This window comes from Mesorhizobium intechi (genome assembly GCF_002879535.1).
GTDB lineage: Bacteria > Pseudomonadota > Alphaproteobacteria > Rhizobiales > Rhizobiaceae > Mesorhizobium > Mesorhizobium intechi.
The window spans coordinates 12,770-34,047 of the sequence record NZ_PNOT02000091.1 but is presented as its reverse complement, the minus strand read 5'-3'; the positions used below and the strand labels follow the sequence as shown (position 1 = coordinate 34,047).

At 63.9% G+C, this 21,278-nt stretch carries 21 protein-coding genes and 2 pseudogenes; 6 read left to right on the top strand and 17 right to left on the bottom strand.

Going from position 1 to position 21,278, the window contains the following annotated elements; all coding sequences use genetic code 11:
- The 3 genes and pseudogenes from C1D09_RS08660 to C1D09_RS08650 form a co-directional block, all read right to left on the bottom strand.
- Positions 1-558: pseudogene (locus tag C1D09_RS08660) on the bottom strand (ABC transporter permease); the annotation flags it as partial.
- A complete protein-coding gene (locus C1D09_RS08655) occupies positions 555-1,433 on the bottom strand; it encodes an ABC transporter permease (RefSeq protein ID WP_143973882.1) in 879 nt (292 codons plus the stop codon). The pseudogene C1D09_RS08660 and the gene C1D09_RS08655, both read right to left, overlap by 4 nt.
- A 13-nt stretch (positions 1,434-1,446) precedes the next feature.
- Positions 1,447-2,238, bottom strand: coding sequence for an ABC transporter ATP-binding protein (locus C1D09_RS08650; RefSeq protein WP_143973881.1), 792 nt, complete (start codon positions 2,236-2,238; stop codon positions 1,447-1,449).
- A 131-nt stretch (positions 2,239-2,369) separates the two neighbouring features.
- Here C1D09_RS08650 and C1D09_RS08645 point away from each other — a divergent pair, with 131 nt between their 5' ends.
- The gene (locus tag C1D09_RS08645) at positions 2,370-2,774 is read left to right on the top strand and encodes a cupin domain-containing protein (RefSeq protein WP_143973880.1); all 405 of its coding nucleotides are present in this window, start codon (positions 2,370-2,372) and stop codon (positions 2,772-2,774) included.
- Positions 2,775-2,791: 17 nt separating this feature from the next.
- Here the strand turns inward: C1D09_RS08645 and C1D09_RS08640 are convergent, their stop codons facing one another.
- The 4 genes from C1D09_RS08640 to aptA all read right to left on the bottom strand — a co-directional run bounded on the left by C1D09_RS08640 (position 2,792) and on the right by aptA (position 7,334).
- Positions 2,792-3,169 (bottom strand): hypothetical protein, encoded by a 378-nt coding sequence (locus tag C1D09_RS08640; protein ID WP_143973879.1) that lies wholly within the window; start codon positions 3,167-3,169, stop codon positions 2,792-2,794.
- A gap of 2 nt (positions 3,170-3,171) precedes the next feature.
- Positions 3,172-4,623, bottom strand: a complete 1,452-nt coding sequence (gene hydA / locus C1D09_RS08635; RefSeq protein ID WP_143973878.1) for a dihydropyrimidinase — start codon at positions 4,621-4,623, stop codon at positions 3,172-3,174.
- A gap of 65 nt (positions 4,624-4,688) precedes the next feature.
- Positions 4,689-5,939 carry a Zn-dependent hydrolase gene (locus C1D09_RS08630; protein WP_143973877.1) on the bottom strand — a complete coding sequence of 417 codons (1,251 nt, stop codon included), beginning with the start codon at positions 5,937-5,939 and terminating at the stop codon, positions 4,689-4,691.
- Between the two features lie 66 nt (positions 5,940-6,005).
- Positions 6,006-7,334, bottom strand: coding sequence for an omega-aminotransferase AptA (gene aptA, locus C1D09_RS08625; protein WP_143973876.1), 1,329 nt, complete (start codon positions 7,332-7,334; stop codon positions 6,006-6,008).
- 227 nt (positions 7,335-7,561) lie between these two features.
- Here aptA and C1D09_RS08620 point away from each other — a divergent pair, with 227 nt between their 5' ends.
- Complete coding sequence (locus C1D09_RS08620) at positions 7,562-8,197, top strand: TetR family transcriptional regulator C-terminal domain-containing protein (protein WP_143973875.1); 636 nt, start codon at positions 7,562-7,564, stop codon at positions 8,195-8,197.
- A 16-nt stretch (positions 8,198-8,213) separates the two neighbouring features.
- Here C1D09_RS08620 and C1D09_RS08615 read toward each other — a convergent pair whose 3' ends face one another.
- Complete coding sequence (locus C1D09_RS08615) at positions 8,214-9,086, bottom strand: helix-turn-helix transcriptional regulator (RefSeq protein WP_143973874.1); 873 nt, start codon at positions 9,084-9,086, stop codon at positions 8,214-8,216.
- 104 nt (positions 9,087-9,190) lie between these two features.
- On the opposite strand from C1D09_RS08615, the pseudogene C1D09_RS08610 reads away from it, so the two are divergent.
- Both C1D09_RS08610 and C1D09_RS08605 read left to right on the top strand, forming a co-directional pair.
- A pseudogene (locus tag C1D09_RS08610) lies at positions 9,191-10,029 on the top strand (SDR family NAD(P)-dependent oxidoreductase).
- A complete protein-coding gene (locus tag C1D09_RS08605; protein ID WP_143973873.1) occupies positions 10,026-10,748 on the top strand; it encodes an SDR family oxidoreductase in 723 nt (240 codons plus the stop codon). The pseudogene C1D09_RS08610 and the gene C1D09_RS08605 overlap by 4 nt, the downstream one beginning before the upstream one ends.
- Before the next feature lie 9 nt (positions 10,749-10,757).
- On the opposite strand, the gene C1D09_RS08600 is transcribed toward C1D09_RS08605, so the two are convergent.
- The 7 genes from C1D09_RS08600 to C1D09_RS08570 all read right to left on the bottom strand — a co-directional run bounded on the left by C1D09_RS08600 (position 10,758) and on the right by C1D09_RS08570 (position 16,685).
- Positions 10,758-11,135 carry a DoxX family protein gene (locus tag C1D09_RS08600; RefSeq protein ID WP_143973872.1) on the bottom strand — a complete coding sequence of 126 codons (378 nt, stop codon included), beginning with the start codon at positions 11,133-11,135 and terminating at the stop codon, positions 10,758-10,760.
- A gap of 64 nt (positions 11,136-11,199) precedes the next feature.
- Positions 11,200-11,658, bottom strand: a complete 459-nt coding sequence (locus C1D09_RS08595; RefSeq protein ID WP_143973871.1) for a carboxymuconolactone decarboxylase family protein — start codon at positions 11,656-11,658, stop codon at positions 11,200-11,202.
- An 11-nt stretch (positions 11,659-11,669) separates the two neighbouring features.
- Complete coding sequence (locus C1D09_RS08590; protein WP_143973870.1) at positions 11,670-12,194, bottom strand: RrF2 family transcriptional regulator; 525 nt, start codon at positions 12,192-12,194, stop codon at positions 11,670-11,672.
- Between the two features lie 105 nt (positions 12,195-12,299).
- A complete protein-coding gene (gene preA, locus C1D09_RS08585) occupies positions 12,300-13,613 on the bottom strand; it encodes an NAD-dependent dihydropyrimidine dehydrogenase subunit PreA (protein WP_143973869.1) in 1,314 nt (437 codons plus the stop codon).
- Between the two features lie 12 nt (positions 13,614-13,625).
- Positions 13,626-14,468: a class I SAM-dependent methyltransferase gene (locus tag C1D09_RS08580; RefSeq protein WP_143973868.1), complete on the bottom strand. Its 843-nt coding sequence runs from the start codon at positions 14,466-14,468 to the stop codon at positions 13,626-13,628.
- 5 nt (positions 14,469-14,473) lie between these two features.
- On the bottom strand, positions 14,474-15,829 hold the full coding sequence (locus tag C1D09_RS08575) for an NAD(P)-dependent oxidoreductase (RefSeq protein WP_143973867.1): 1,356 nt from the start codon (positions 15,827-15,829) through the stop codon (positions 14,474-14,476).
- Between the two features lie 121 nt (positions 15,830-15,950).
- The gene (locus C1D09_RS08570; RefSeq protein WP_143973883.1) at positions 15,951-16,685 is read right to left on the bottom strand and encodes a gamma-glutamylcyclotransferase; all 735 of its coding nucleotides are present in this window, start codon (positions 16,683-16,685) and stop codon (positions 15,951-15,953) included.
- Positions 16,686-16,849: 164 nt separating this feature from the next.
- Between C1D09_RS08570 and C1D09_RS08565 the strand changes: the two genes are divergently transcribed.
- Positions 16,850-17,626 (top strand): VOC family protein, encoded by a 777-nt coding sequence (locus C1D09_RS08565; protein ID WP_143973866.1) that lies wholly within the window; start codon positions 16,850-16,852, stop codon positions 17,624-17,626.
- Between the two features lie 70 nt (positions 17,627-17,696).
- Here C1D09_RS08565 and C1D09_RS08560 read toward each other — a convergent pair whose 3' ends face one another.
- Entirely contained in the window at positions 17,697-18,185 is a 489-nt protein-coding gene (locus C1D09_RS08560; protein WP_143973865.1) for a hypothetical protein, read from the bottom strand.
- A 201-nt stretch (positions 18,186-18,386) separates the two neighbouring features.
- On the opposite strand from C1D09_RS08560, the gene C1D09_RS08555 reads away from it, so the two are divergent.
- Positions 18,387-18,776 carry a DoxX family protein gene (locus C1D09_RS08555; protein ID WP_143973864.1) on the top strand — a complete coding sequence of 130 codons (390 nt, stop codon included), beginning with the start codon at positions 18,387-18,389 and terminating at the stop codon, positions 18,774-18,776.
- A gap of 24 nt (positions 18,777-18,800) precedes the next feature.
- Here C1D09_RS08555 and C1D09_RS08550 read toward each other — a convergent pair whose 3' ends face one another.
- Positions 18,801-21,227 (bottom strand): GcvT family protein, encoded by a 2,427-nt coding sequence (locus tag C1D09_RS08550; protein ID WP_143973863.1) that lies wholly within the window; start codon positions 21,225-21,227, stop codon positions 18,801-18,803.
- Between the last annotated feature and the right edge of the window lie 51 nt (positions 21,228-21,278).

Here is a 21,278-nt window from a genome sequence, read left to right as displayed (position 1 = left end):
CCGCACATCGGCGCCGAGCACCGGAAGCGAACCGGCGATGCGCGCGCCGATGGCGCTTGGCGGCGGCAACAGGATGAAGGGAATGCCGGCGCCCCGCGTCACCGCTTCCCAGAGGATCAGGATCCAGGCGCCGAAGATGGTGGGAATGATCAGGCGCAGCGCGTTGCGGGTCGAGTTCGCCATCGGGCGAAGCCCCGACAATACCGCCACGCAGCGCCAGCCAAGCAGCCAGGCGGCCGTGAGCAGCAGGAAGTACGGTGCCAATGCCGTGCCCTCGAACCCCGCAATGCCCGAGATCAGCAGCAAGGCAACGAGATGGGCGCCGACAAACAGCACCACGGCCTCCGCAAGCGACGGAATCCTGACCATCGAAACCAGCGCCGCCACGATCGCCAGGCCGAGCATCAGGCCCTTGGTTCCGGGATAGGGATAGTTGATGCTGGCGGTCGGGTCCGCGAGCGCCGCCGCTTCCGGCTTCGACATCGCGCCGAGCGCGATTGCGATCAAGCACAGCACGATCGCCAGCACGGCCTGCCACGAAGGTTTCAGCCAGTTCATGCCGGCCTCCCGCCCATGGCGCGATCGACGATGCGCCCGGCAATGCCGACCGCCATGACCAGCAGTGCCGCCACGATCGAACCGGCGACCAGCGCCGACCAGATGTCGATGGACTGGCTGTAATAGGCGCCGGCGAGCAGCTTGGCACCGATGCCGGCGACAGCACCTGTCGGCAGTTCGCCGACGATGGCGCCGACCAGGCTTGCCGCAACCGCCACCTTCATCGAGGTGAACAGGAACGGCACCGAGGCCGGCACGCGCAGCTTCCAGAAGGTCTGCGAGGCACTGGCATTGTAGGTGTGCATAAGGTCGAGATGCATGATCTCGGGCGAGCGCAGCCCCTTCACCATGCCCACCGTCACCGGGAAGAACGACAGATAGGTCGAGATCATCGCCTTGGGGATGAGCCCGGTGATGCCGATCGCCGCCAACACCACAATGATCATCGGCGCAACCGCCAGGATCGGAATGGTCTGCGAAGCAATGATCCAGGGCATCAGGCTGCGGTCGAGCGTCGTCACATGCACAATCCCGACGGCGATGATGATGCCGAGCGCGGTGCCGAAGGCAAAGCCGAGCAGCGTCGACGACAGGGTCACCCAGGCATTGTAGACGAGGCTACGGCTCGAGGTGATGGGCCGCAGAAACGTGTTCTCGAAGAAGTTCACCGCCACCTGATGCGGCGCCGGCAGCGTCGGCTTGGGCTGCGCCAGCGTCTTGCCGATGAACTCGACGGCGCCGGGCGTTTCGTTCGCCCGGGTGTCCAGGTCACGCTGGAACGGCGCGTTGAGGATGACGGCGAAGACGTACCAGAGCACGACCACGCCGGCGAGGATGGAGGTCACGGGGACCAGCTTGTCGCGGAAGGACTCCATCTAGCGGGCCGCGTCAATCATCATAGCTGTGCCCTGCCCTCAACCCATCGCGCACGCGGGCGGCTATCGCCAGAAACTCCGGCGTCTCGCGGATGTCGAGCGGCCGCTCCTTGGGCAGCGTCGATTCGATGATGTCGCTGACGCGGCCAGGGCGCGGCGACATGACGACGATGCGCGTCGACAGATAGACGGCTTCCGGAATGGAGTGGGTGACGAAGCAGATGGTCTTGTTGGTGCGCGCCCACAGCTGCAGCAATTGCTCGTTGAGGTGGTCGCGAACGATCTCGTCCAGCGCGCCGAACGGTTCGTCCATCAGCAGCAGATCGGCGTCGAAGGCCAGCGCTCGCGCGATCGAGGCGCGCTGCTGCATGCCGCCGGACAACTGCCAGGGGTATTTCTTCTCGAAGCCCGAGAGATTGACGAGATCGAGCGTCCGCTTGATGCGCTCCGCCTGCTCCGCGTTCGACAGGCCCATGATCTCAAGCGGCAGCGCGACATTGCGCTCGATGGTGCGCCACGGAAACAGGGCGGCTGCCTGGAAGACATAGCCATAGGCGCGTTTCTCGCGCGCCTGCTCCGCCGTCATGCCGTTGACCGAGATCGTGCCTGATGTCGGTTTCTCCAGGTCGGCGATGACGCGCAGCAGCGTGGTCTTGCCGCAGCCCGACGGCCCGATGAAGGAAACGAATTCCCCCTTGCCGATCGTCAGGTCGACGTTGGACAGTGCCTGGACGGGGCCGTCATTGGTCTGGAAGGTGAGGCCAAGTTTGCTTGCCGCAACGACGGCTGGCGAAATCCCTGTCATCGGCCGCTGCCTGCCTGTTCCCGGCAAGGGGGCGCCGGCCGGAATCCGATTGCTTTTATCGCTATGTTGTTTTCCACTCGCCCTGTCCCATTGGCCCTGTTCCACGCAAATCGACGCCCGGAGTTTCCCCGATGTCGCCCAAACCCACTTGTCATCTTATCCGGCCTGAAAGCACTTATGAAGGTAAGCAGGGATTGACCTATTTCGCCGGCATCGCCGCGGAGTCGGTCGGCTCCTGCGGCATCTGCATGCACGTGCTCACCATGCCGCCCGGCGCCCGCGCCAAGGCGCATCTGCACGAGAGCCATGAAACGGCGATCTACGTGCTCTCCGGCGAGGTCCATACCTGGTATGGCGACCGCCTTGAGCACCACATCGTGGTCAAGGCCGGCGACCTCTTCTACATTCCGGCCGGGGTGCCGCATCTGCCGGCCAATCTGAGCAACGCCCCATCCTCGGCCGTCATTGCGCGCACCGACCCCAAGGAACAGGAGAGCGTCGTCCTGCTGCCGGAACTGGATGCGCTGGTCGCCTGAGGTCGACGGGATCGCCGTCATCTGCACCGGGAAACTTCGCCCATCACATTGCCGTCCTCATCGACGACAGACAGTTTCTTGGCGTTCTTGGCACTGCGCTTGACGGTGAAGGTGGCCGGCGACTTGCCGTCCTCGCCTTCGGCCTCGCACTCGGCCTTGATCGTCAGCGAACCGTCGGCACCAGCCTTCGTCTCGGAGAAGGTGCAGGCGCTGCCCGCCGTGATCAGTTCCTTGTCGGTCAGAAGCAGCATCTTGTCGGCGGCAACTTCCTGGCCGTTCTTGTTGATGCAGCCATACTTGTCGCCATAGGGCTTCGATAGATCGATGGCCGCGGCGGACGCCTGCCCGGCGGCCAGCACCGACGCCGCCGCCATTGCGAGCAAAACGATGCGCATGGTCAAACCCCCGTCGCCGGGATGCCTGTGCGTTCCACCTTGCGCGGCGCGGTGATCTCTTTCCACGTCGACAGCGCCCGGTTGACCGCGGCGTTCGGCTCACGGCCGACGAACTGGCCGTGGCCGGGCTTGGCCTTGACCTCGGCCTCCTCGATGGACAATTCGCCGCGTGAGAAGACGAAGCGCGGCAGGCCGGTTACTTCGACGCCCTCGAATACATTGTAGTCGATCACCGACTGCTGCTTCTTGGCCGAAATCGTCTTCTTGCGCTTCGGGTCCCAGACGATGATGTCGGCGTCAGCCCCTTCGACGATGGCGCCCTTTTTCGGATACATGTTGAGGATCTTGGCGATGTTGGTCGAGGTCACCGCGACGAACTCGTTCATCGTCAGCCGCCCGGTGTTGACGCCCTTGGTCCACAACACCGGCAGGCGATCCTCTAGGCCGCCCGTGCCGTTGGGGATCTTGGTGAAATCGCCGACGCCGAAGCGCTTCTGCTTGGTGGTGAAGGCGCAATGGTCGGTCGCCACCACTTGCAGCGACCCGGCTTGCAGGCCGGCCCACAGCGAATCCTGGTGCAATCTGTTGCGGAAGGGCGGGCTCATCACGCGGCGCGCCGCATGGTCCCAGTCCTTGTCGAAATACTCGCTCTCGTCCAGCGTCAGATGCTGGATCAGCGGCTCACCGAACACGCGCATGCCCTTCTGCCGCGCCCTGCGGATCGCCTCGTGGCTCTGCTCGCACGAGACGTGCACGACATAGAGCGGCACGCCGGCCATGTCGGCGATCATGATGGCGCGGTTTGTCGCCTCGCCCTCCACTTCCGGCGGGCGCGAATAGGCGTGACCTTCCGGGCCGTTATTGCCGGCGGCGAGCAGCTTCTGCGAAAGTGCCGCGACCACGTCGCCATTCTCGGCATGCACCAGCGGCAGCGCGCCAAGGTCGGCGCAGCGCTGGAACGACGCGTACATCTCGTCGTCATCCACCATCAGCGCGCCCTTGTAGGCCATGAAGTGCTTGAACGAGGTGATGCCCTTGTCGACGACGGTCGCCATCTCGTCGAACACCTGCTTGCCCCACCAGGTGATGGCCATGTGGAAGGAATAGTCGCAGGCAGCCTTCGACGTCTTGTTGTCCCACATCTGCAGCGCCTCCAGCAGCGACTGCTGCGGCGCCGGCAGGCAGAAATCGACCACCATCGTGGTGCCGCCGGCAAGGGCTGCCCGCGTGCCGGATTCGAAATCATCCGCCGAATAGGTGCCCATGAACGGCATTTCGAGATGGGTGTGCGGGTCGATGCCGCCCGGCATGACATAGCAGCCGGTGGCGTCGTACTCATGATCGCCATGCAGGTCGGAACCGATGGCGACGATCCTGCCGTGCTGCATCAGCACGTCGGCCTTCCACGTGCGGTCGGCGGTGACGACGGTGCCGTTCTTGATGACTTTGGTCATTTTCTCGTTCCCTTGTTCTCTTCGCGCTTCTTCATGAGCGGCGTTTGGAATCTAGATGTCTAGGCTCACTCCACGATGACGGCGGTCTCCACCACCGCGTGGAACAGGACATCGGCGCCGGCGCCTGCCCATTCCTTGGTGATTTCCTCGGCCTCGTTGTGCGACAACCCGTCGACGCAAGGGCACATCACCATGGCGGTCGGCGCGACGCGGTTGATCCAGCAGGCGTCGTGGCCTGCACCGGAGACGATGTCGCGGTGCGTATAGCCGAGCCGATCGGCGGCATCGCGGATCGCCTTGACGCAGTTCTTGTCGAAGGTGACCGGATCGAAATGGCCGACCTGCTCGACCTTGTACTGGATGTCGAGCGCCTCGCAGATCGTGTCGATGCCTTCGCGCACGCGCGCATCCATGGCGTCGAGCACTTCCTTCTCGGGCGAGCGGATGTCGATGGTGAAGACGGTGCGCCCAGCGATGATGTTGCGCGAGTTGGGGTAGGCTTCCATGTGGCCGACCGCGCCCACGGCGTCGGGCTGGTAGTCCATGGCGATTTCATGCACGAGCTCGATCACCCGGGCCATGCCGAGCCCGGCATTGCGGCGCTTGGGCATCGGCGTCGATCCGGTATGGGCTTCCTTGCCGGTCAGCGTCACCTGCAGCCATTTCAGGCCCTGGCCATGGGTGACGACGCCGATGTCGATATCTTCGTCCTCGAGGATCGGCCCCTGTTCGATATGCAGTTCGAAGAAGGCGTGGATCTTGCGGTCGCCGACCTTCTCCGTGCCTTTCCAGCCGATGCGCTCCAGCTCCTCGCCGAATTTCTTGCCGTTCTTGTCCGTGTGCTCGTAGACGTCTGCCTGGTCGAGCACGCCGGCGAACACGCCCGACGCCATCATCGCCGGGGCAAAGCGCGCGCCTTCCTCGTTGGTCCAGTTGGTGACGACGATCGGATGCCTGGTCTTGATGCCGAGATCGTTGAGCGAGCGCACGATCTCCAGGCCGCCGAGGACGCCAAGCACGCCATCATATTTGCCGCCGGTCGGCTGCGTATCGAGATGGCTGCCGACATAGACCGGCGGCAGGCTGGGATCGGTGCCTTCGCGGCGGGCAAACATCGTGCCCATCTCGTCGACGCCCATTTCGAGCCCGGCCGCATCGCACCAGCGCTTGAACAGGTGCCGGCCCTCGCCGTCCTCGTCGGTCACGGTCTGGCGATTGTTGCCGCCGGCAATGCCGGGACCGATCTTCGCCATTTCCATTATCGAATCCCACAAACGGTCTGAGTTGATTCGCAGATTCTCGCCGGGTGCGGCCATTCAAGGTCCTTCCATTTCATTCAAAATCGGACGGCGGTTCCCAACGCCGTCCGATTATAGACTAGGCTAGTCGATCGATCTCAGCACTTCACGCACATGGTCGATCAGTTCGTTGATCTGGCCCTTGGTGATGATCAACGGCGGCGACAGCGCGATGATGTCGCCGGTGGTGCGGATCAGCGCGCCGCGCTCGAACGCCTTGACGAAGGCCGAGAAGGCCCGCTTGGTCGGGCTGCCGGCGATCGGCGCCAGCTCGATCGCACCGATCAGGCCGATGTTCCGGATGTCGATGACATGCGGCTCGCCTTTCAGCGAGTGCAGCGCGTCCTCCCAATAGGGCGCCAGTTCCTCGCCACGGGTGAGCAGGCCCTCATCCTTGTAGGTGTCGAGCGTGCCCAAGGCCGCCGCGCAGGCAATCGGATTGCCCGAATAGGTGTAGCCGTGGAAGAACTCGATCATGTGCTCGGGACCGGTCATGAAGGCGTCGTGGATTTCCTTCTTCACGAACACCGCGCCCATGGGGATGACGCCGTTGGAGACGCCCTTGGCGGTGGTCATGATATCGGGCGTGACGCCGAAATAATCGGCCGCGAACGGCGCGCCGAGACGGCCGAAGCCGGTGATGACCTCGTCGAAGATCAAAAGGATGCCGTGCTTGGTGCAGATTTCGCGCAGCTTCTGCAGATAGCCCTTGGGCGGCAGAATGACGCCGGTGGAGCCGGCGACCGGCTCGACGATGACCGCTGCGATGGTCGAGGCGTCATGCAGGGCAACGATGCGCTCCAGCTCGTTGGCGAGTTCCGCGCCATGTTCCGGCACGCCCTTGGAGAAAGCGTTCTTTTCCGGCAGATGGGTGTGCGGCATGTGGTCGACGCCGCCGAGCAGCGTGCCGAACATCTTGCGGTTGGTGACGATGCCGCCGACCGAAATGCCGCCGAAATTGACCCCGTGATAGCCACGCTCGCGCCCAATGAGACGGGTGCGCGAACCCTCGCCCTTCACCCGGTGATAGGCGATCGCCATCTTCAGCGCCGTCTCGACCGATTCCGAACCGGAATTGGTGAAGAAGACATGGTCCATGCCCTTGGGCGCGATGTCGACCAGGCGGTTGGCCAGCTCGAACACGATGGGATGGCCCATCTGGAAGGCCGGCGCGTAGTCGAGTTCGGCGGCCTGGTGCTGGATCGCTTCGGTGATCTTCGGCCGGCAGTGGCCGGCGTTGACGCACCACAGACCGGCGGTGCCATCGAGCACCTTGCGGCCATCGCTGGTCGTGTAGTGCATGTCCCTGGCGGACACGAACATGCGTGGCGCCTGCTTGAACTGCCGGTTTGCCGTGAACGGCATCCAGAATGCACTGAGATCGTTCGGCGTGACTTTCAGCCGGTTGGACATGACCAAGACTTCCCCTTGTAACCTGTTTCGGTGCGTCCAACGCTTGGTCTTTGCGCCCTTTTCATGCTACGCAAATTTTTGACCGATTGGACAAACGTTAGCACCGCCCTGTCGGCGGTCAAGGGATTACTAGCGGAAATGCGGCTCCTCAAGTGCGTTCCACAGCCCAGGGAAAAACTGGTCCAGAGCATTGGTCCAGATGACCGCCAACATGAGGGTTCGCAACGGTGAACACCGGCACGGAAGCCCCTCGCCGCACCCGCATCCAGCAGGAAAAGCGCGAACTCATCCTCGAGGCCGCGCTCGAAGTGTTCTCCACCCACGGCTTCCGCGGCGCGACCATCGACCAGATCGCCGAAGCCGCCGGCATGTCGAAACCGAACTTGCTCTATTACTTCCGCCGCAAGGAGGACATTCACGAGACGCTGATGCTGCGCCTGCTCGACACCTGGCTGGCGCCGCTCAGGGAGCTCGACGACATCGGCGATCCCCTGACCGAGCTCAGAAGCTACATCAGGCGAAAGCTCGAAATGGCGCGCGATTTCCCGCGCGAGAGCCGGCTGTTCGCCAACGAGATCCTGCAAGGCGCGCCGCGCATCATGCCGCTGCTGGCCGGCGATCTGAAGACGCTGGTCGACGAGAAGGCTGCCGTCATCAAGGGCTGGATGCGCACCGGCAAGATCGCCCGCACCGACCCCTGGCACCTGATCTTCTCGATCTGGGCCACGACGCAGCATTATGCCGATTTCGACGTCCAGGTCCGCGCCGTGCTCGGGCCGAACCGTGGCGGCGACGGCCGCTTCGAGGACGCGGCACGATTCCTGGAGCAGTTGTTCCTGGATGGGCTGAAGCCGAAGCGCTGACCCCCGCCACGACGGCTCAGGCGCTACGCTGCTCGGCCGGCAGCGCGTCCAGCAAGGACCGCAGCTTGGCGATCGAGTTCTGTTCGGCGAGCGGCGTGTAGACGATCAGCTTCATGTCCGAGCCATCATCGATCGACAGGCTCATATGCTCGAACGCCATCGCACCGGCGATCGGATGGCGCAGATGCTTCATGCCGGAGAGGCGATGCACGACGTCGCGCTGCGGCCACCATTCGCGGAACTCGGGACTTGAGCGCATCATCAGCGCGATCAGCCGCTCGAAATCCGGATCGCCGACATATCTGGCGCTTTCGGCGCGGAACGCGGCAAGGGTTGCGCGCGCCAGTTGTTCCCAGTCCACCAGCAGGTGCCGCCGGTGCGGATCGGTGAACACACCGTGGATGATGTTGCGGGCGTCACCCTCCAACAGACCGTAATCGCCGAAAATGGCTACGGCCGCATCGTTCCATGCCAGGACGTCCCAGCGCGGACCGACGACATAGGCAGGCTGCAGGACAAGGCTCTGCAGCATGTGCAGCAAGGGGCCTTCGACCTTTCCCTCCGCGATGCGCCGCCGCTCCGGCTGCTGGCGCCCGGCGAGCGTGAACAGGTGCCGCTTCTCGGCGGCGTCCAGGCGCAGCGCGCCGCTGAGCGCCGTCAGCACCTCCACGGAAGGGCGCACGTCCCTGCCCTGTTCCAGCCAGGTGTACCAGGTGGTGCCGACACCGGCGATCATCGCCACCTCTTCGCGTCGCAGGCCCGGAGTGCGGCGCCTGAGGCCGGTCGAGATGCCTGTCGCCGAGGGTGTCAGCCTTTCGCGCCGCGAGCGCAGGAAAGCGCCGAGCTCGCGCCGGCGGCTGTCTTCAGCGGAATGAGCCGGAGCATCCATGACGCTTACTATAGCAGTATTGATACCAGGATAAAGTTTGAACTGTTTGAGATCGGCCAGACGTCCCATCTTGCCTTCAGAGCAACAGACCGGAGGCTCGGGACATGGACCTGAAAGACAAGACAATCCTCATCACCGGCTCGACCGACGGTGTCGGCCGCGTCGTCGCGCAACGACTGGGTGCCGCTGGTGCCCGGGTGCTGGTGCACGGCCGCGATGTGGCGCGCGGCGAGGCAGCGGTCGCCAAGATTGAAGCAGCCGGCGGCAAGGCCGAATTCCTCGCCGCCGACCTCGCCTCACTGGCGGAGGTTCGCCGCCTCGCCGAGGCGGTACGTGCTCGGACGAACCGGCTCGATATCCTCGTCAACAATGCCGGCATCGGCACGGCAGGCACCAAACGGCAGGTCAGCGCCGATGGCTACGAACTGCGCTTCGCCGTCAACTATCTCGTCGGCTTCCTGCTGACCTTGGAGCTTCTGCCGCTGCTGAAGGCCAGCGCCCCGGCACGTATCGTCAACGTCGCGTCGGCCGGCCAGCAAGCGATCGACTTCGGCGATGTGATGCTCACCCATGGGTATAGCGGGGTGCGCGCCTACTGCCAGAGCAAGCTGGCGCAAATCCTGTTCACCGTCGATCTGGCGGAAGAGCTGAAAGGAACCGGCGTCACCGTCAACGCGCTGCATCCGGCAAGCTACATGAACACACCATGGTCCGGCAGGCCGGCGTGACGCCATGGAGTTCGGTCGAGACCGGCGCCGAAGCGATCGTCAACCTTGCCGCCTCACCCGCGCTCGAAGGGCGCAGCGGTCTGTATTTCGACGGACTGCGGGAAGCCCGCGCCGATGCCCAGGCTTACGACGCCAAGGCACGGCAGCAACTGCGACAACTGAGCCTCGACCTTATTGGCCCGGCCTCCTCAAAATCGAAGGAACTGAATTCATGAGTGACAGAACGGAACACACAGTCGTCATTGGCGGCTCGTCCGGCATCGGCCTTGCGACCGCGCGAAAACTGCTTGGCCCGGGCATGAAGGTGACGATCACCGGCCGCAACCAGGAGAAGCTCATCAACGCCTGGAAGAGCCTTGGCGGCGCCGCTGACAAGGCTGCGTTCGATGCGTCGAAACCGCATGAGGTCCGCCAGTTCTTCGATCGCATCGGCGCGTTCGACCACCTCGTCCTGGCGGCCAGCGGCGGCAAGGGCCTCGGTCCGTTCGAGACGCTTGACCTTGCCGATATCGGCAGTGGCATCGAAGAGAAGGTGCGGCCGCAACTGTCCTGCCTGCAGGCGGCATTGCCGACGCTCAACAGATCTGGATCGGTGACCTTCATATCGGCGGTGTCGGCTCAGGCCACAATGCCCGGCATCGCCGGCATCGGCGCCATCAACGGCATGCTCTTGACCGTGGCACCGATCCTGGCGGTGGAATTGAAGCCCCTTCGCGTCAACGTCGTGGCGCCCGGCGTCATCGATACGCCGTGGTGGGATTTCTTGCCCGACGAACAGCGGCAGGCGGTCTTTGCCGAATACGCCGGCAAGACGCCGGTCGGCCGCATCGGCCGCGCCGAGGACGTCGCCTCGGCAATAGCCTTCCTCGTCTCGAACGGCTTCATGACTGGCCAGGTGCTGACCTGCGATGGCGGGTTGCGGTTCGCGGCCTGAGTTAGAACCTCAGAGCGACTGCGCGATCAACGTCAGGAAACCGCCGCCGAGCGCGACATTGCCGACAAAGCCATTGATGCGCGCCGCGCGGTCCGGGCCCTGATGATCCCAGAAATTGTGGAACATCGGCGTGGCGACGATCAGGAACAGCACCAGCACCGCGCCGGCGAGTGCCGTCCACAGGCCGGCCATCACCAGGACACCGGCGATGATCTGGAGCACAATGCCGGCCCACAGCGCCAGCCGCGCTTGCGGCATGCCGCGCGCGGCCATCAGCCCGGTCAGGAAAGCGGCGTTCAGGATGTTGCGCAGGCCGGCGAAAACGAAGGCGCCGCCAAGCAACAGGCGGCCCAGAAACAACAAGATCGATGGCAAATCGACAGGCATAAAACACTCCCCTTGAAAACAATTTGGAGCGCCGCCTCCTCGACGGCGCTCCAATGGCCATAAATCAGGCGGCCTTGGCGGCCGGTACCGGATGAATGGCCTGGAACGGGACGCACAGCCGGTTCCAGGTGTTGATCATGCCGAGCGCGACGGACAGCTTGACCAGTTCCTCTTCCGAGAAGTGCTCAAGCGTGCGGACATAGAGCTCATCCGACACGCCATTGTTGGCGATCAGGGTCACCGCCTCGGTCCAGGCGAAGGCGGCGCGCTCCCGTTCGGAAAACAGCGGCGATTCCCTCCAGGCCGCGACGAGATAGAGCCGCTGCTCGGTTTCGCCGTCGCGCCGCGCCTCGCGGCTGTGCATATCGACGCAGAAGGAGCAGCCATTGATCTGCGAGGCCCTGAGCTTGATCAGATGCAACAGACTGACCTCCAGGCCGCATTCGTCGACCGCCTTGTTGAGCGCCGACACCGCCGTCATGATCTCCGGCGCCTTGGCGAAAAACTGCATCCTCTGTTTCATCCGATATCCTTTCACATCTGCTTTGGCTGGGTTGAACTGGATTTCTGCGGCCGCTGGTGGCGCGCCACGAAGGCGCAGCTGGCGGCAAAGGATCTGGGATCGCCTTCTGCCGCGTAGTCCGCCACGATGTCGGACAGCTTCACTTCAGCCAGCGCTGCCCGGTAGGCGCGCTCGGCCTTTAGCATCGCGGCATTGATGCCGCAGGGTTTGACATAGGCCGAGGCATCGATCTTGACCGGCCCGTTGCGGCGAATTTCGCCGCAACGAAAGGCCGGTTCGCGCCCCTCGACCGCCAGCACGATATCGAGCAGGGTGATGCGCTCGGCAGCCCGGGCCAGCCGATACCCACCCGCCGGCCCCGGCACCGATTCCAGGATGCTCGCGGCGGTCAGCATGTTGAGATGCTTCAGCAGATAGCTCGGCGACAGTCCGAAACACTCGGCGAGAGCGGCACCCGGCATGGTGTTGTTGCCCTCGACGCTCGCCAATGTGGCCGCGCAATGGATGGCAGCCTCAACACCCTCGCCCAGCTTCATGATGCCGCTCTCCTATTCATGGATATAACTTATCATGGATATTTTTTATCTGCAATAGGGAAAGTAAAAAACGGCGTCCGCAGGCGCCGTTTTTTGCGTGTCTGGCTACTCCGCAGCCACCTTGGCCATCGGGTTGTTCGGATGCGTCGTCCAGTTGGCGTAGATCGGCGATACCGGCTTGCCGGTGCGCTGGTCCATGACGCCGGCGGCCAACGGCTCCATCGTGATGCAGTTCTCGACCGGGCAGACATTGACGCACAGATTGCAGCCGACGCATTCGGCCTCGATCACTTCGAAGTGTCTCTCGCCATTGACCATGCTGGTGATCGCCTGGTGCGACGTGTCCTCGCAGGCGATGTGGCAGCGGCCGCATTTGATGCAGGCGTCCTGGTCGATACGCGCCTTGGCGACATAGTTGAGGTTGAGATACTGCCAGTCGGTGACGTTGGGCGTAGCGCGGCCGATAATATCGTCGAGCGAGCGATGGCCCTTCTCGTCCATCCAGTTTTCCAGACCGGCGATCATCTCCTGCACGATCTTGAAGCCGTAGGTCATCGCCGCCGTGCAGACCTGAACATTGCCGGCGCCGAGTGCCATGAATTCGGCGGCGTCACGCCAGGTGGTGATGCCGCCAATGCCGGAAATCGGCAGGCCGTGTGTTTCGGGATCGCGCGCGATTTCAGCCACCATGTTCATGGCGATCGGCTTCACCGCCGGGCCGCAATAGCCGCCATGCGAGCCTTTGCCGTCGATGGTCGGCATCGGCGCGAAACTGTCGAGGTCGACGCCGGTGATCGAATTGATGGTGTTGATCAGCGACACCGCGTCGGTGCCGCCGGCATGCGCGGCCCGCGCCGGCTTACGGATGTCGGTGATGTTGGGCGTCAGCTTGGTGATGACGGGCATGCGGGTATACTGCTTGCACCAGCGCACCACCATTTCGATATATTCCGGCACCTGGCCGACGGCGGCACCCATGCCGCGTTCCGACATGCCATGCGGGCAGCCGAAATTGAGCTCGATGCCGTCTGCGCCGGTCTCCTCGACCAGCGGCAGGATGGCTTTCCAGCTTGCCTCTTCGCAAGGAACCATGATCGAGGCGATCAGCGCCCGATCAGGCCAATCCATCTTGACCTGCTTCATCTCGCGCAGATTGGTTTGCAGGTCACGATCGGTGATCAGCTCGATGTTGTTGAGGCCGAGCAGGCGCCGGTCGGCGCCCCATATCGCGCCATAACGCGGGCCGTTGACGTTGACCACCGGCGGGCCTTCCTCGCCCAGCGTCTTCCATACCACGCCACCCCAGCCTGCCTTGAAGGCCCGGATGACATTGTAGGCCTTGTCGGTCGGCGGCGCCGAGGCCAGCCAGAACGGATTTGGCGATTTGATGCCGACGAAATTGTTGCGGAGGTCTGCCATGACAGGTCCCTTTCAGCCGAGACGAAGAAGCAGTTCAACGGGTGCGAGAATACCGCCTTCTAGCGCGGCGGTGACATTGGCGATCTTGGTGCCGGCGTCTTCGCCCATGACGAGGCCGACGCCGGGTGGCGGCTTCTTGCCTTCCGCTTGCGCGGAGGCCATGCGGGCACGTATCGCGGCGAAGAACTCGACGGCGAACGCACCGCGCCGCCGCTCGGCGACGACGGAGAAGCCGGAAGCCGTGGCAGCCGAGCGGTAGTCGTCGGGCGTGGCAACGAAGGACATGCTCTCTTCCGAAGCCCAGGGCAGCGGATAGGTCAGCGCGCCGTCCTTGAGCCGCATCACGTCGTAGACCGCGAAGACGCCGCCCGGCCGCAGCACACGTGCGGCCTCGCCCATCAGCTTTTTCTTGTCGGGAAGGTTCATGCCGACATGCAGGATCATGGCCGCGTCGAAGCCGGCATCGGCGAATGGCATGTCCAGCGCGCTGCCTTGCACGAAGTGTGTCCTGTCGGCCATGCCCGTGCGCTTCGACAGGCTGGTCGCGATGTCGACATAGCTTTGCGTGAGATCGATGCCGGTCACATCGGCGCCAGCTTCGTTGGCGGCAAAACGGGCGGGACCGCCCACCCCCGATCCGATGTCGAGCAGCCTGGCTCCCGGCTTCAAACCCATCTGCCCGATGAGTTCCATTGTGGCGGAGATACCGCCAATGTGGAATTCGTCGACCGCTTCCAGATCGCCGGCGCGCAGATGGGCAATGTCCACCCCGGCATCGGCGAGCGCGGCAAGGATGCGCTGCTCGAGACCCGCTATGTCGTAGTGACGGGCGATGCCCGGTTCCACCGTGGCCATGATCCTTATCCCTGCGTTAGACTCCTGTGTATGCTTTCTGCCGCATCGCGCCCTTGCGCCACGGCCGAAACGGTCAGGTCATCGCCGCCAAAGATGCAATCGCCGCCAGCCCAGACTTTCGCCAGCGAGGTGCGCCCTTCGCCGTCGACCTTGATACGGCCTGCCTCGAGCTCGATCGAGGCCTCGCTGCCGTTGAGAGCGGCAGGGACAAAGCTCTGGCCGATCGCCTTGAACACCTGGTCGGCTACGAGCGTCAGCGTCTCGCCGGTACCGGCAAGCTTGTCGCCCTTCAATGCCGTGTATTCGAGTTCGATGCCCGAGACCTGGCCGGCGTCGGTGATCACCCGCTTCGGCTGCAGCCAATGGCGGATGGTGACGCCGTTGGCGGCTGCCAGGTCCTGCTCGAATCCGGAAGCGTTCATGTGCTCCTGGCCGCGACGGTAGCAGATCGTCACCTCCTCGGCGCCGAGCAGCTTCGACTGCACGGCGGCGTCGATGGCCGTCATGCCGCCACCGATGACGACGACGCGCCGGCCGACCGGCAGAGCGGCGAGATCGCCGGCCTGGCGCAGTTCGGCGATGAACTCCACCGCGTTGGTCACGCCGGCTGCATCCTCGCCATCGGCGCGCAGCGCGTTGACGCCGCCAAGCCCCATGCCGAGGAAAACCGCGTCATAATTGCGGATCAGGTCGGAGAGCTGATAGTCGCGGCCGAGCGCCTTGCCGTTCTGGATGTCTATGCCGCCGATCGCCGTGACATAGTCGACCTCGGCCTGGGCGAAATTGTCGACGCTCTTATAGGCGGCGATACCGTATTCGTTGAGGCCGCCGGCCTTCGGCCGCGCCTCCAGTATGGTCACATCATGGCCATGGCGGGCGAGCCGGTGCGCGGCGGCAAGGCCGGCCGGGCCGGCGCCGACCACGGCAACCGTCTTTCCGGTCGGCTCCGGGCGCTGGTAGAACTGCTTGTTCTCGGCCATCGCGACATCGGTGGCGTAGCGTTGCAGGCGGCCGATCTGCACCGGCTTGCCTTCCGCCACCTCACGCACGCAGACCTCTTCGCACAGCGTCTCGGTCGGGCAGACGCGGGCGCACATGCCGCCAAGGATGTTCTGGTCGAAGATGGTCTTGGCCGAGCCGATCGGATTGCCGGTCGAGATCTGGCGAATGAACAGCGGAATGTCGATCGAGGTCGGGCACGCATTCATGCACGGGGCGTCGTAGCAGAAATAGCAGCGGTCGGATTCGACCAGCGCCTCGTGTTGATCGAGCGGCGGATGCAGGTCGGAAAAATTGTCCGCATACTGCTCGGCTTGAAGCCGGCCGCCAACGATACCTTCCTTGAACTGGCCTTCTGGCATTGTCAGTTCCCCATGTTTTCGTTTTGGGGAAGGCTAACACGTTTTATTTTTTTATCAATTGGTCAATTTTTGGCGCAAGTCGCTGAAAAGGCTCGGTAATAACATGATTTTTCTACTCATGTTATGCGGTCGAGGGCTGCTCTTGCCTGGGTGCGCCGCCCTCGTCGGCCGGGCGGCCATGGATTGCCCGGACCTCGTCCGCCACCAGTTCCTGCAGCCGCCACAGATTTCGGTCGTGGATGCCGAACGCTTCGAGATGGCTGACTGTGTTGTAGAGATATTCGGCCGCGGAACCGATATGGCCGCAGGCTCTGGCCAATATGCTTGCCACTCTGTCCAGCGGCTGGCTGAGCGACGTTCCCCGCCCCTTCACGCCCACCCAGAAGCCGAGCGAGCGGAGCGCGCCGTGCGCCGAATGCACAGGCAGCCACCTGACCGAGGCGACGCTCTCATGGTCGCTGATTTCGCGGCGCAGCAGCCTTTCGATCTGCGCCGGCTTTTCACCCTCCGGCAAACGGTAGATCACGCCGTTGCAGCGACCGCCGCGCTCCAGCGCCATCATCAGCCCCGGCTGCGCGGCACTGCCGCGCCATCGCACCATGTCTAGGCAGAAGGAGCGATGCCAGCCGAAGGCCGTGGCGAGCCGTTGCTCGACCGACTCGAATTCCGGCTTCCAGATCAGCGAGCCGTAGGCGAACACCCAAAGCGGCCCCTCATCCGCTTCGCCGGCAAGCCGCAAGGCCAGCGCCCTGAAATCCTCATCCTTCAGCTCCGTCCAGCTCGGATCCGGGCCAGGATCGGCCTCTTCCCTGTGGCACAGAGCGACAAGCTCTGGCGTGAGCGACATCTGGCGCATGAACACCCCCTTGCCGTAGAGAAATCGAAAATCGCGCGCCACGCAATCGGGAACGCATGTCATGAGGTGGCATTATTGTCCGGGCGGTTGTCGGATGTCCGCCGCCAGGATCGTCCTAAGGTGGATCGGACAACGATCGATGCTGAACGGTGAGGAGACCGAACATGCCGAAATCCCCGATGCCCTTCTTCTGGTACGAGCTGATGACATCCGACCTCGATGCCGCCGAGGCCTTCTACACCAAGGTTGTGGGCTGGACGGCGCAGCCCTTCGACAAGGCGCCCGGCATGCCGCGCTACATCGTCATGAATGTCGGCGAGCGTGGCGTCGGCGGGCTGATGACGATGCCAGAGGACGTCAAGAAGATGGGCGCGCCGCCGGCATGGCTCGGCTATATCCACACAAAAGACGTGGACGCATCGACCAAATCCTTGAAAGCCGCTGGCGGAGCTGTCCACTGCGAACCTAGCGACATTGCGGGCGTCGGCCGCTTCGCCGTCGTCGCCGACCCGCAAGGCGCGACCTTCATGTTCCTGCAGCCGAACGGCCCCGACCTGCCTGTCGTGCCCGCCGGCACGCCCGGCCATATCGGCTGGCACGAACTGTACACCAGCGATTGGAAGGCCGCGTTCGATTTCTATTCCGGTCAGTTCGGCTGGACCAATGCCGGCGATTTCGACATGGGCCCGATGGGCATCTACCAGACCTTCACGGCCGGCCCCGAATCCGGCGGTGGCATCATGAACAAGCCTGCGCAAATCCCCGTCCCGGTCTGGCAGTTCTACTTCAATGTCATCGGCATCGACGCAGCCGCAAAACGCGTCACCGACAGTGGCGGCAAGATCCTGATGGGACCGATGGAGGTGCCCGGCGGCAGTTGGATCGTGCAGTGCCAGGACCCGCAAGGCGCGCATTTCGCTCTGATGGCGCCGGTGCGCTGACGGCAGCAGCACCAAGCGACGGCCTTTCATCTCATCACCGACGAAAGGCCGCTTGCTCTGCTTTGCCGCCCTATTCCGGCGTCAGCACCGCCACCTTCAGTTCGGCCTTTTTCGCGCCGCTGAACTGGACGGTAGCCGGGCCGGCCGCAAGCTTGAAGCGTACGCTCTTGCGGATGCCAGGGCAGGTTTTCACACCGCTATAGCCCGCCGACTTGATGGCCTTGCCGTCCTGGATGACATCGACCCAGGCCTCGCCCGAGAGGCTGATCTGAATGGCTCCCCCGGCCGGCACGTCAACGCTGGCGACCGCACCGAACGTGCCCTGCGCCGGCGCGCGCTCGGGCGGCAGCGTAAAACCGGCTTTCTCCGCAGGAACCAATGCCAGGTCGGCGGCAGCACCCACCGCCAGTTCCGCTCCAGCCGGCGTTGCGGGCGCCGCGGCAAACAGCGCCTGTTCCCGCGTCACAGGCCACTTGAAGGCCTCGCAACCGGCGTCCTCGGCCATGGCGAAGCTGGTGCCTGCAAGGAGTGCGAATAGGCTGATGACGACTTTTTTCATGGCAAGCGAACCCACGGGTTTAGAGTGTCCATCTCAATACAACCATAGCGATACAAATGCAACCCTGACGAGAGCTATATGAAAGGGCATCCGGAGAATATTTCCAATCACCGATTGTTGATGGCGCGCCATGGGAAGTGAATGGTCCATCGCCGGACCATAATCTATGGCCGGACCGGGAGGGTGAAAACGGAGTTTCAGATGAAGCTTTTTGAAGGCCTCTCCAGATACCAGCCGCAGGCGCTCGGCGTGCTGCGCATCATGACCGCGCTGCAGTTCATCGAGCACGGCAGCCAGAAACTGTTCAACTTCCCCGCCAGCGCCGAGCCTCACGTCCTCACTGGGCTGACCACGGCCGCCGGCATCCTCGAATTCGCCGGCGGCATCCTGCTGGCGCTTGGCCTGTTCACTCGCCCGGTCGCGTTTCTGCTGGCCGGCGAAATGGCGATCGCCTATTTCATGGCGCACTACCCGCGCAACTTCTTCCCGGCCAACAATGGCGGCGACGCGGCGATCTCCTTCTGCTTCATCTTCCTCTATCTGGTCTTCGCCGGCGCCGGCGCGTTCGCGCTGGACAACCGCAAAGCATGACGCTCGCCATGCGGGGGTGAACCGTCACCCTCGCATGCGCTCGAAGTTCGCATCGAACAGCGGTGCTGCCTGAATGCGCGCCGCATGCCGCTTGCCCAGCAGCTCGATCTCGAAGCCGTCGCTTTCGTCGGCGATCTCCTTCGGCACATAGCCGACGGCGACCGACTTTTTCGAATGATGGGCATAGCCGCCCGACGTCACCCAGCCGCGCACCGCGCCGCCGAACCAGATCGGTTCGTCGCCGATGACATCGGCGTCGTCGGCCTCGACAATGAAGGCGCGCAGCCGCAATTTTCCGCCTTGCTTGCGCTCGGTCAGCGCTGCCGCCTTGCCGATGAAATCCGCCTCCTTGCCATAGGCGACGAAGCGGTCGAGCCCGGCTTCGAGCGGCCCGTAGATCGGCCGGTATTCGCGTCCCCATGAGCCATAGTTCTTCTCGAGCCTGAGCGCATTGAGCGCGCGCGATCCGAACAAGCCGATGCCGAACTCAGCCCCCGCCGCCATCAGCGCCTGATAGGCCGCGCGCTGATATTCCGGCGCCACCCAGATCTCATAGCCGAGATCGCCGGTGTAGCTGACGCGGCCGACCAGGCACGGCGCCATGCCGATATCCATCTTCGCCACCGCCATGAACGGGAAGGCCACGTTCGAAACATCGGCGCGGCTGATCTTGGCCAGCACCTCTCTCGCCTTGGGGCCGGCAATGGCAAGGCCGGTGAGTTTCGCCCCCAGCGCCTCGATATGAACCGAGCCGTCGCCAGGCAGATGCGCCTCGAACCAGCGCATATGGTATTGCTCGGCAATGCCGGAGCCGGCGAGGAACCAGCCATCGCTGCCCAGATTGGCCAGCGTGAAATCGCCGATCAGCCTGCCATCGTCCTTCAGCATCGGCGCCAGCGTCATGCGGCCGGGTTTCGGCAGTTTGCAAGCAAGCATGTGGTCGAGCCAGGCGGCCGCCCCCTCGCCCCTCACCTTGTATTTGGCGAAGCTGGAAATCTCCGCCAGGCCGACGCCCGCGCGCACCGTCGCGACCTCCCTGGCGACATGGGAGAAATCGCTGGAGCGCCGCCAGGAGAACTCGTCCTTGATGCCTTCGGGCGCATACCAGAGCGGTACTTCCAGCCCATAGGCAACGCCGAACTGCGCGCCCTTGGCAGACAACAGATCGTAGACCGGCGTCGTCTTCAGCGGCCGCCCGGCGGGCAGTTCCTCGTTGGGGAAACGGATCGAAAAGCGCCTGGAATAGTTCTCGCGCACCTTGGCGTTGGTGTAGGCCATCGTCGCCCAGTCGCCATAGCGCGCCACGTCCATCGCCCAGATATCGGCGCCGGGGTCGCCCTCGATCATCCAGTTGGACAGCGCCAGCCCGACGCCGCCGCCCTGTGAGAAACCGGCCATGACGCCGCAGGCGACCCAGAACCCCGGCAGGCCGCGCACCGGCCCCACCAGCGGGTTGCCGTCGGGCGCGAAGGTGAAAGGCCCGTTGATGATCTGCTTGATGCCGGTGTTCTGGAAGGCCGGGAAATGCCGGAACCCGACCTCCAGCGACGGCGCGATGCGGTCGATGTCGGGCGCGAGCAATTCATGGCCGAAATTCCAAGGCGTCTGGTATTCCGACCACGGCTTGTTGGCTTTCTCGTAGGTGCCCATCAGCATGCCGCCGCGCTCCTGGCGCAGATACAGCTCGCCGTCGAAATCGACCGCATGGATGATCTCGGTGCCGGTCTTGGCGTTCCAGGCAGCGACTTCCGGCATGTCCTCGGTGATCAGGTACATGTGCTCCATGGCCAGCACCGGCAATTCGAGCCCGACCATGCGGCCGACCTCGCGCGCCCACAGGCCGCCGGCATTGACGACATGCTCGGCCACCACCTCGCCCTTGTTGGTGATGACGCGCCACATGCCGTCGGCCCGCCGCACGATGTCCTCGACCTTGGTGAAGCGTTCTATTTCCGCCCCAAGCCTCCGCGCGGCCTTGGCATAGGCATGGGTGACGCCGGAGGGATCGAGATGCCCATCCTCCTTGTTGCGGACGGCGCCGACGAACTGCCTGGGGTCGAGCAGCGGCATCAGCTCGGCCGCCTCTTTCGCCGAGATCACTTCCAGATCGATGCCGAGATAGCGGCCCTTGGCGACGACACCGCGCAGCCAGTCCAGCCGCGCCTCGGTCGCGGCGAGCAGCACGCCGCCGGTCAGGTGCACGCCGGTCGCCTGGCCCGACAGTTCCTCGATCTCCTTGTAGAGGCTGATCGTGTATTTCTGCAGCTTGGCGACGTTGGGGTCGCCATTGATCGTGTGCATGCCGCCCGCCGCGTGCCAAGTCGAGCCCGATGTCAGCTCGTCGCGCTCCAGAAGCACCACGTCGGTCCAGCCATGGCGGGCGAGATGGAACAGCACGGAACACCCGACGACACCGCCGCCAATGACCACGACCTTTGCATGCGATTTCATGGGTTCTTCTCTGATATCAGTGAGTTGGGTGGGTAAATGGATTCAGGATGG

What these genes read in the sequence shown, in the direction of transcription:
- C1D09_RS08615 (WP_143973874.1), bottom strand. Translation starts at nt 9,086, where the DNA reads ATGGATGCTCCGGCTCATTCCGCTGAAGACAGCCGCCGGCGCGAGCTC.
- C1D09_RS08645 (WP_143973880.1), top strand. Translation starts at nt 2,370, where the DNA reads ATGTCGCCCAAACCCACTTGTCATCTTATCCGGCCTGAAAGCACTTAT.
- C1D09_RS08590 (WP_143973870.1), bottom strand. Translation starts at nt 12,194, where the DNA reads ATGAAGCTGGGCGAGGGTGTTGAGGCTGCCATCCATTGCGCGGCCACA.
- C1D09_RS08605 (WP_143973873.1), top strand. Translation starts at nt 10,026, where the DNA reads ATGAGTGACAGAACGGAACACACAGTCGTCATTGGCGGCTCGTCCGGC.
- C1D09_RS08575 (WP_143973867.1), bottom strand. Translation starts at nt 15,829, where the DNA reads ATGCCAGAAGGCCAGTTCAAGGAAGGTATCGTTGGCGGCCGGCTTCAA.
- C1D09_RS08565 (WP_143973866.1), top strand. Translation starts at nt 16,850, where the DNA reads ATGCCGAAATCCCCGATGCCCTTCTTCTGGTACGAGCTGATGACATCC.
- C1D09_RS08555 (WP_143973864.1), top strand. Translation starts at nt 18,387, where the DNA reads ATGAAGCTTTTTGAAGGCCTCTCCAGATACCAGCCGCAGGCGCTCGGC.
- C1D09_RS08570 (WP_143973883.1), bottom strand. Translation starts at nt 16,685, where the DNA reads ATGCGCCAGATGTCGCTCACGCCAGAGCTTGTCGCTCTGTGCCACAGG.
- C1D09_RS08650 (WP_143973881.1), bottom strand. Translation starts at nt 2,238, where the DNA reads ATGACAGGGATTTCGCCAGCCGTCGTTGCGGCAAGCAAACTTGGCCTC.
- C1D09_RS08655 (WP_143973882.1), bottom strand. Translation starts at nt 1,433, where the DNA reads ATGGAGTCCTTCCGCGACAAGCTGGTCCCCGTGACCTCCATCCTCGCC.
- C1D09_RS08630 (WP_143973877.1), bottom strand. Translation starts at nt 5,939, where the DNA reads ATGGCCGCACCCGGCGAGAATCTGCGAATCAACTCAGACCGTTTGTGG.
- C1D09_RS08550 (WP_143973863.1), bottom strand. Translation starts at nt 21,227, where the DNA reads ATGAAATCGCATGCAAAGGTCGTGGTCATTGGCGGCGGTGTCGTCGGG.
- C1D09_RS08595 (WP_143973871.1), bottom strand. Translation starts at nt 11,658, where the DNA reads ATGAAACAGAGGATGCAGTTTTTCGCCAAGGCGCCGGAGATCATGACG.
- C1D09_RS08600 (WP_143973872.1), bottom strand. Translation starts at nt 11,135, where the DNA reads ATGCCTGTCGATTTGCCATCGATCTTGTTGTTTCTGGGCCGCCTGTTG.
- aptA (WP_143973876.1), bottom strand. Translation starts at nt 7,334, where the DNA reads ATGTCCAACCGGCTGAAAGTCACGCCGAACGATCTCAGTGCATTCTGG.
- hydA (WP_143973878.1), bottom strand. Translation starts at nt 4,623, where the DNA reads ATGACCAAAGTCATCAAGAACGGCACCGTCGTCACCGCCGACCGCACG.
- C1D09_RS08560 (WP_143973865.1), bottom strand. Translation starts at nt 18,185, where the DNA reads ATGAAAAAAGTCGTCATCAGCCTATTCGCACTCCTTGCAGGCACCAGC.
- C1D09_RS08640 (WP_143973879.1), bottom strand. Translation starts at nt 3,169, where the DNA reads ATGCGCATCGTTTTGCTCGCAATGGCGGCGGCGTCGGTGCTGGCCGCC.
- preA (WP_143973869.1), bottom strand. Translation starts at nt 13,613, where the DNA reads ATGGCAGACCTCCGCAACAATTTCGTCGGCATCAAATCGCCAAATCCG.
- C1D09_RS08580 (WP_143973868.1), bottom strand. Translation starts at nt 14,468, where the DNA reads ATGGCCACGGTGGAACCGGGCATCGCCCGTCACTACGACATAGCGGGT.